Source organism: Streptomyces hygroscopicus subsp. hygroscopicus, from assembly GCF_001553455.1.
Taxonomy (GTDB): Bacteria; Actinomycetota; Actinomycetes; order Streptomycetales; family Streptomycetaceae; genus Streptomyces; species Streptomyces hygroscopicus.
In genome coordinates, this window is the sequence record NZ_BBOX01000426.1 from 1 (window position 1) to 8,437 (window position 8,437).

General features: G+C 71.1%; 8 protein-coding genes. 6 read left to right on the top strand and 2 right to left on the bottom strand.

Annotated features, from left to right (window positions below):
* The 5 genes from AXW62_RS34295 to thpD form a co-directional block, all read left to right on the top strand.
* The coding region (locus AXW62_RS34295) for a hypothetical protein (protein ID WP_060947898.1) at positions 1-706 on the top strand (706 nt) is incomplete at its 5' end.
* Between the two features lie 330 nt (positions 707-1,036).
* Positions 1,037-1,588: a diaminobutyrate acetyltransferase gene (gene ectA, locus AXW62_RS34300; RefSeq protein WP_030841152.1), complete on the top strand. Its 552-nt coding sequence runs from the start codon at positions 1,037-1,039 to the stop codon at positions 1,586-1,588.
* Positions 1,589-1,664: 76 nt separating this feature from the next.
* Complete coding sequence (gene ectB / locus AXW62_RS34305; protein WP_030841149.1) at positions 1,665-2,927, top strand: diaminobutyrate--2-oxoglutarate transaminase; 1,263 nt, start codon at positions 1,665-1,667, stop codon at positions 2,925-2,927.
* 40 nt (positions 2,928-2,967) lie between these two features.
* Complete coding sequence (locus tag AXW62_RS34310) at positions 2,968-3,372, top strand: ectoine synthase (RefSeq protein WP_030841147.1); 405 nt, start codon at positions 2,968-2,970, stop codon at positions 3,370-3,372.
* Between the two features lie 4 nt (positions 3,373-3,376).
* Positions 3,377-4,264, top strand: a complete 888-nt coding sequence (thpD, locus tag AXW62_RS34315; RefSeq protein WP_030841143.1) for an ectoine hydroxylase — start codon at positions 3,377-3,379, stop codon at positions 4,262-4,264.
* Between the two features lie 177 nt (positions 4,265-4,441).
* On the opposite strand, the gene AXW62_RS34320 is transcribed toward thpD, so the two are convergent.
* Together AXW62_RS34320 and AXW62_RS34325 are read right to left on the bottom strand one after the other, a co-directional pair.
* Positions 4,442-5,488, bottom strand: a complete 1,047-nt coding sequence (locus tag AXW62_RS34320; RefSeq protein WP_079115931.1) for an aminotransferase class V-fold PLP-dependent enzyme — start codon at positions 5,486-5,488, stop codon at positions 4,442-4,444.
* A 255-nt stretch (positions 5,489-5,743) separates the two neighbouring features.
* Complete coding sequence (locus AXW62_RS34325; protein ID WP_060947900.1) at positions 5,744-7,279, bottom strand: aldehyde dehydrogenase (NADP(+)); 1,536 nt, start codon at positions 7,277-7,279, stop codon at positions 5,744-5,746.
* Between the two features lie 134 nt (positions 7,280-7,413).
* Between AXW62_RS34325 and AXW62_RS34330 the strand changes: the two genes are divergently transcribed.
* Entirely contained in the window at positions 7,414-8,184 is a 771-nt protein-coding gene (locus AXW62_RS34330; RefSeq protein ID WP_030841135.1) for an IclR family transcriptional regulator, read from the top strand.
* The last annotated feature ends 253 nt before the right edge of the window (positions 8,185-8,437 follow it).

Here is an 8,437-nt window from a genome sequence, read left to right on the forward strand (position 1 = left end):
GGCGGCCATGGCGGCCGACGACCGGGGCCGCGGCCCGCGCACGAGCCCGCGCTGGACCCGGGTGGTGGGCCCGGTCGCCGGGCTGACCGCCGCGGTCGCCGCGGCGGGCATCGCGGTGGTGGCCACGGACGGTGCCGACCGGCCACAGATGGTCCGCACCTCGAGCGAGCCCCCCGCGCCTCCGGCGGGCACGGGCACGGGCACGGACAGCCGGCCCGGGGCCGAGCCGGACGGTGGGTCGCGGAGCGCTGCTGAGCGGCACACGCCGAGCGCCTATCCCACCGCGGCCGGTCCAAACCACCTCGCCGAGCCGACCGTGCGGTCCACGGGCACCATCAACGCCCATTCCAACCCGTACTGGACGCAGAGCGACATCTCGCTCACCATCGGCAAGCCGCTGACCTCGCTGACGGTGGAGCTGCGGGTGGCGGACACCGGGGAGGTGCGGTCCACCGGGTCCTGGACCGCGCTGCCGGCCGGTGATGTGATCGCCTCCAGCCGCACCGAGGACGGTGTGCTGGTCTACCGCTGGACGCTCCGGAAAGGGGCGACCGTGCCCGCGGGCCGGTACGTCTTCGCCGGGCAGTACCAGCACGCCGAGGGTGACCGGGACACCGGCCGGGACGCCTACTCCGCTTCGGGCAACGGGGCCTCCGGCGCCTTCGCGGTGCGGGGCGACTTCCCGCAGTTCACCATGGCCGATTGAATTCCATGCGACACGCGGCAGCCCGGGAGAGGAATTCCCCGCGTTTTCAAGCTACTGCTTCCGGATTCTTCTGCCCGCTTTTTTGATTCCTAAACAAAAAAGTTATCCACAGGTTCTCGTCTCATAATTCAAGCCGGTCACCGGCCGATTACGCATCTGTGACACACCCCACACGGCATCCGCTTTACCTCGATACCTCCCGGACAAATCACCCTCTTTCGGCGAGCGGCCGCGCGCCCGCGCGCTCCCGCGTGATAACACATCCACCCCTCGCCGCGTAACCCCTCACCACGATGCATTTTCTGATTCTGCTGGGTAAATTGAATTTGCATGACCGCCGCACAAGCAGACCTTGTCCGTAGCGAATTGGATTTGCCGGAGGGCCTCACCCTCGACACCCCGCGCGTCGAGGACGGAGCCGCGATCTGGCGAATCGCCCGCGACTCCAAAGCCCTGGACCTCAACTCTTCCTACAGCTACCTCCTGTGGTGCCGCGACTTCGCGACCACCTCCGTCGTGGCGCGCGACGCCGACGGCGGACCGGTCGGCTTCGTCACCGGTTACATCCGCCCCGAGCGCCCCGAGACCCTCGTCGTCTGGCAGGTCGCCGTCGATCACGCCTGGCGTGGCCGTGGTCTGGCCGCCACCCTGCTGGACGGCCTGACCGGGCGGGTCGCCGCGCTGGGCGTCCGTGGCATCGAGACGACGATCACCCCTGACAACACCGCCTCGAACCGGCTGTTCACCTCCTTCGCCGAACGGCACGGAGCACCGGTCGAGCGCGAGGTGCTCTTCCACGGCGGTCTGTTCCCCGACGGCGACGGGCACGAGCCCGAGGTGCTCTACCGCATCGGCCCGCTCGGCGGCGCGGACCGGACCTGATCACCCCGCCCCTGCTCCCCCAGCTCCCCCATCGTCACCCTTCACACCCCTCACACCCCTCTCCCAGGAGAACGCTGTGACCATCACCCCGCCCGCCCTGAGCGTCTTCGAGGCCCTGGAGTCGGAGGTGCGCAGCTACTGCCGTGGCTGGCCCGCCGTCTTCGACCGCGCGCAGGGCAGCCACATGTACGACGAGGACGGCCACACCTACCTCGACTTCTTCGCCGGAGCCGGGTCGCTCAACTACGGCCACAACAACCCGGTGCTGAAACGGGCGCTGATCGACTACATCGAGCGTGACGGCGTCACCCACGGCCTGGACATGTCCACCACGGCCAAACGCGCGTTCCTGGAGTCGTTCCAGAACAACATCCTGCGCCCGCGCGATCTCCCCTACAAGGTCATGTTCCCGGGCCCGACCGGCACCAACGCCGTCGAGGCCGCCCTGAAGCTGGCCCGTAAGGTCAAGGGCCGCGAGGCCATCGTCTCCTTCACCAACGCCTTCCACGGCATGTCGCTGGGCTCGCTGGCCGTGACCGGCAACGCCTTCAAGCGGGCCGGTGCGGGCATCCCGCTGGTGCACGGCACCCCGATGCCGTTCGACAACTACTTCGACGGCACGGTCCCGGACTTCCTGTGGTTCGAGCGGCTGCTGGAGGACCAGGGCTCCGGCCTCAACCAGCCCGCCGCCGTGATCGTCGAGACCGTGCAGGGCGAGGGCGGGATCAACGTGGCCCGGTCCGAGTGGCTGCGCGCCCTGGCCGAGCTGTGCGAACGCCAGGACATGCTGCTGATCGTGGACGACATCCAGATGGGCTGCGGCCGCACCGGCGCCTTCTTCTCCTTCGAGGAGGCGGGCATCACCCCGGACATCGTGACGGTCTCCAAGTCCATCAGCGGCTACGGACTGCCGATGTCGCTCACCCTCTTCAAGCCGGAGCTGGACATCTGGGAGCCCGGCGAGCACAACGGCACCTTCCGCGGCAACAACCCCGCCTTCGTCACCGCCGCCGCGACCCTGGACACCTACTGGTCCGACGGCCAGATGGAGAAGCAGACGCTGGCCCGCGGCGAGCAGGTCGAGCGGGCGCTGCGCGCCATCTGCGAGGAGCAGCCCGGCACCCAGTTCCGCGGCCGGGGCCTGGTGTGGGGCCTGGAGTTCGACGACAAGCCGCGTGCCTCGGCGGTCTGCCGGCGCGCCTTCGAGCTGGGGCTGCTGCTGGAGACCTCCGGCCCCGAGAGCGAGGTCGTCAAGCTGCTGCCCGCGCTGACCATCTCCCCCGATGACCTGGACGAGGGGCTGCGGACCCTCGCCCGCGCGGTCCGCGAGACCGCATAACCCTCCCACTCCGCAGAGAAGAGAAAGGCTAGAACTCACCGTGATCGTCCGATCCTTCAAGGACATCGAGGACACCGAGAGGCACATCAGGTCCAAGTCCGGCACCTGGGAGAGCAAGCGCATCGTGCTCGCCCGGGAAGGCGTCGGCTTCTCGCTGCACGAGACCATCCTCTACGCGGGAACCGAGACGTCGATGTGGTACGCCAACCACATCGAGGCGGTGCTGTGCGTCGAGGGTGAGGCCGAGCTCACCAATGACGAGACCGGTGAGAAGCACTGGATCGCACCCGGCACCATGTATCTGCTGGACGGGCATGAGAAGCACACCCTTCGCCCCAAAACGGACTTCCGGTGCGTCTGTGTATTCAACCCGCCGATCACCGGACGGGAGGACCATGATGAGAACGGCGTATACCCGCTGATCACCGAGACCGAGGAGGCATGATCCGATGACCGCGGTCACTGACCTGTACCCGACCCGTGGGGCCGTGGAGGTGGCGACACCGCGCGTGGACCCGGTGGTGTGGTCCGAGCCCGGGGCACCGGGGCCGCTGCAACCGTCCGAGCTGAGCGATTTCGATCGCGACGGCTTCCTGGCGATCGACCAGCTGATCACTCCGGACGAGGTGGCGGTCTACCGCGCCGAGCTGGACCGGATGATCGCCGACCCGGACGTGCGCGCCGACGAGCGCTCGATCATCGAGCCGAAGTCGCAGGACGTACGGTCGGTGTTCGAGGTGCACCGGATCAGCGAGGTCTTCGCCGGGCTGGTGCGCGACCCGCGGGTGGTGGGTCGCGCTCGGCAGATCCTCGGCTCGGACGTGTACGTCCACCAGAGCCGGATCAACGTCAAGCCGGGCTTCGGCGCCTCGGGCTTCTACTGGCACTCGGACTTCGAGACCTGGCACGCCGAGGACGGGCTGCCGAACATGCGGACCGTGTCGGTCTCGATCGCGCTCACCGAGAACTTCGCGTACAACGGCAGCCTGATGATCATGCCGGGCTCGCACCGCACCTTCCTGGGCTGTGCGGGCGCGACGCCGAAGGACAACTACAAGAAGTCGCTGCAGATGCAGGACGCGGGCACCCCGTCCGACGAGGCGCTCAGCGGCTTCGCCGACAAGCACGGCATCCAACTGTTCACCGGTCAGGCCGGGTCGGCGGTCTGGTTCGACTGCAACTGCATGCACGGGTCCGGCGACAACATCACGCCGTACTCCCGCAGCAATGTCTTCATCGTGTTCAACAGCGTGGAGAACACGGCGGTCGAGCCGTTCGCCGCGCCGGCCCCGCGGCCGGAGTTCATCGGGGCCCGGGACTTCACGCCCGTCCAGTGATGGCATCCCGCCGGGCTGACACCCCCGCGGTGCCGACATCCCCGTGATGCCGGCGTCCGCGCGGTGATGGCATCCGTGCGGTGACGTGACGTCCGTGATCTGAGGGAAGCCGGAGTGCTCCGGCTTCCCTCAGATTGGTCCGGGCCCGGACTCAGATTGGTCCAGGCCCGGGCCGCCTCAGCCGGACAGCGCCTCCAGCAGCCGGTCCACATCGGCCGCGGTGTTGTAGAGGTGGAAGGAGGCGCGCAGGTTCCCGGCCCGCGACGAGACGGCGACGTCCCGCTCCGCCAGCCGTGCCGCGGCGTCCCCCAGCCCCGGTACGGAGACGATGGCCGAGCCCGGGGCGGCGACCGGCCGGTGGCCGAGTTCGGTGACCCCGGCGCGGAAGCGGTCGGCGAGTGCGCGGTCGTGGGCGGCGATGGCCTCGGTGCCCAGCTCCTCGATCAGCGCCAGGGAGTGCCGGCCCGCCAGGTAGGGGTGGAGGGCGGGGCTCTCGTCGAAGCGGCGGGCGGAGTGGGCGAGTTCGGCCACCGGTCCGTAGCAGCTGGCCCAGGGGTCCTCGCCGGCCACCCAGCCCGCGAAGACGGGGGTGAGCCCGCCCAGGTCCTCGGGAACGGTCAGGAAGGCGACCCCGCGCGGGCACAGCAGCCACTTGTAGCCGACGCAGACGGTGTAGTCGGCCTCCGCCGCGTTCACCGGGAACCAGCCGGCCGCCTGGCTGACGTCCACCAGCGTGCGGGCCCCGTGTGCGCGGGCCGCCTCCCGGATGGCGTCCAGCTCGGCGATCCGCCCGTCCGCCGACTGGACCGCACTCACGGCCACCAGCGCCGTACCGGGCCGCACCGCCTCCGCGATCTCCTCCAGCGACACGATGCGCAGCTTGAGGTCGCCGCGGACGGCGAACGGGTTGACCAGCGAGCTGAAGTCGCCGTCGGCGACCAGGACTTCGGCCCCGGGCGGCAGTGAGGTCGCGATCATTCCCGCGAACACGGCGGCGGAGCTGCCCGTGGCGACCTGGCGCGCGGGTACGCCGACGAGCCGGGCGTAGGCGGCGCGGGTCTCCTCGACCGCGGCGTAGGCGGCGTCGGCGAGGCGGCTCCCCGCGGCCGTGGCGTCGAGGCCCGCCTTGATGGCGGTCAGGGAACGTGCGGGGATCAGACCGTTGGAAGCGGTGTTCAGATACGTCGTCTGTGGCGCGAACTCGGCGCCGGCCAGGCTCTCCATGCCCATCAACTATGGGCCGGGCCCTCCTCGGCGTCCATCGCGTTTCCCTGTCGAATGCCCTCAAGCGATCCTTATGGATACCCGCTGACCTGCGGCGACACCCAGGTCCGGCGCGGCGCGCGGGGAGCGGCCTCCGGCGGGCTCAACGAGGCCACCTCCGACATCATCCGCCCCGCGCGGGGAGCGGCCGGCCGTCGGCCGCCGCACGCGCGGGGCGGACCCGCGCGTCCGGCGGCCGGGCCGTCCTTCCGGGTTTCAGCCGCGCTGCTCCCGGACGCCGTTGATCCGCCGGGGCAGCCCGAGCGGGTTCTCCTCGCGCAGCTCCGGCGGCAGCAGGGCGGCCGGGGTGTCCTGGTAGGTGACCGGCCGCAGCCACCGCTCGATGGCGGTGCCGCCGACCGAGGTGGAGGTCGAGGTGGTGGCCGGGTAGGGACCGCCGTGGTGCTGGGCCGGGGCGACCGCGACACCGGTCGGCCAGCCGTTGACCAGGACCCGGCCGGCGAGCGGGGTGAGTTCGGCGATCAGCTCACCGGCCCGGCCCTCGGTGCCCTCGGCCTCGGCGGCGGAGATGTGGACGGTGGCGGTGAGGTTGCCCTGGAGCCGGCCGAGCACCGCGCTGATCTCCTCGTCGTTCTCGTAGCGCGCCACGACGGTCACCGGGCCGAAGCACTCCTCCAGCAGCACGTCGTGCGCGCCGCCCTCGGCGAGCCGCCGCGCCGGGACGGTCAGGAAGCCCGCGCTGACCGTGTGCTCACCGCCGGCGCCCGGGGTGACCGGGGCGTCCACGTCCGCCAGCTCGGCGCGCTCCTTGACCCCGGCGAGGAAGTTGTCCCGCATCCGGTGGTCGAGCAGGACCCCGGCGTCGGTGTCGCTGACCGCGTCGGTGAGGGACTTCACCAGGCTGTCGCCCGCCGGGCCGGCCGGGGCCAGCACGAATCCGGGCTTGGTGCAGAACTGGCCCACGCCCAGGGTCATGGAGCCCGCGAGCCCGGCGCCGATCTCGTCGCCGCGCTCGGCGGCGGCGGCCTCGGTGACCACGACCGGGTTGAGGCTGCCCAGCTCGCCGTGGAACGGGATCGGCGTGGGCCGGGCGGCCGCCGCGTCGTGCAGGGCCCGGCCGCCGCGGACCGATCCGGTGAAGCCGGCGGCGGCGATCAGCGGATGCCTGACCAGTTCCAGCCCCGCGTCGAAGCCGTGCACCACCGCGATCACATCGGTGGACACCCCGACCTGCTCGGCGGCGCGGCGCAGTGCGGAGGCGGCCACCTCGGAGGTGGCGGGGTGGTCGGGGTGGGCCTTGACGACGACGGGGCAGCCCGCGGCGAGGGCGCTGGCGGTGTCGCCGCCGGGCACGGAGAAGGCCAGCGGGAAGTTGCTGGCGGCGTAGACGGCGACGACGCCGAGCGGCAGCTTGTAGCGGCGCAGGTCCGGCCAGGGCGGGGTCTGGGTGGCGTCCGCGTGGTCGATGCGGACGTCGAGGAAGGCGCCCTCGTCCACGACGGCGGCGAAGGCCCGCAGCTGGTAGGTGGTGCGGGCCAGCTCGCCGGTGAGCCGGGCGGGGCCGAGCGCGGTCTCCGCGTCGGCGGCCTCGACCAGCTGGTCGCGGGCCTCGTCGAGCAGGTCGGCGGCGGTACGCAGCAGGGCGGCGCGTACCGTACGGTCGGCGAGGGAGCCGCGGGCGGCGTGGGCCGCGCGCACCACGCGGTCGACCTCCTCCGCCGTGGCTTCGACCGCCACCTGCTCACGCTGCTTTCCGGTTCGGGGGTCGACGCTCCACACTGGTGCTGACACCGCGGATTCCTCCTGCTGTGGTGTTACCGCTGCTTGCGTCTCAGCACAACGACGGTGTTCGATATGCTGAACGCTGTCCCGGGTGATGAATTCTCTCGGGACTCTATGGCTGGTCGAACAGAGGGGTCAAGGCGATGTCAGCTGCCGAGACGGGCGGGGCCCAGGTGAAATCGGCGGTCCGCACGGTCGAACTGCTGGAATTCTTCGCCGGACGGCCCGGAATGCACAGCCTCGCCGCCGTCCAGGAGGCCGTCGGGTACCCCAAGTCGAGCCTCTACATGCTGCTGCGCACCCTGGTGGAGCTCGGCTGGGTGGAGACGGACGCCACCGGCACCCGCTACGGCATCGGGGTGCGCGCCCTCCTCGTCGGCACCTCCTACATCGACGGCGACGAGGTCGTGGCCGCCGCCCGCCCCACCCTGGACCGGCTCTCGGACGACACCACCGAGACCATCCATCTGGCCCGGCTCGACGGCACCAACGTGGTCTACCTCGCCACCCGTCAGTCCCAGCACTATCTGCGCCCCTTCACCCGGGTCGGCCGCCGGCTGCCCGCCCACTCCACCTCGCTGGGCAAGGCGCTGCTGGCCACGTACTCCGACGAGCAGGTGCGCAAGCTGCTGCCGGAGACGCTGAGCCGGCTCACCGAGCACACCATCACCGACCGCGAGAAACTGATCGAGGAACTGCACCTCATCCGGGAGCAGGGGTACGCGGTGGACCGCGAGGAGAACACCCTGGGCCTGCGCTGCTTCGGCATCGCCATCCCCTACCGCACCCCCTCGCGCGACGCCATCAGCTGCTCGGTGCCGGTGGCCCGGCTCACCCCCGCCCATGAGCAGATGATCAAGGACGCCCTGTTCGACGCCCGGGACCGGCTCACCCTCGCGACGCGCCGCCTCTGACCTGCGGACTCACCCTCGCGACGCGGCGTCTTCGACCCGCGGACCCACCCCTTTGAGCCGCGGGCTCACCTCCGCGACGCGCCGTCTCTGACCCGCGGACTCACCCTCGCGACGCGGCGTCTTCGACCCGCGGGCCCACCCCCGGCAACCCGCCGCCTTTGACCTGCGGGCCCATCCCCGCAACCCGCCCATCTCTGACCCACGGGCTCACCCTCGCGACGCGCCGCCTTCGACCCGCGGCTCACCCCCCGAC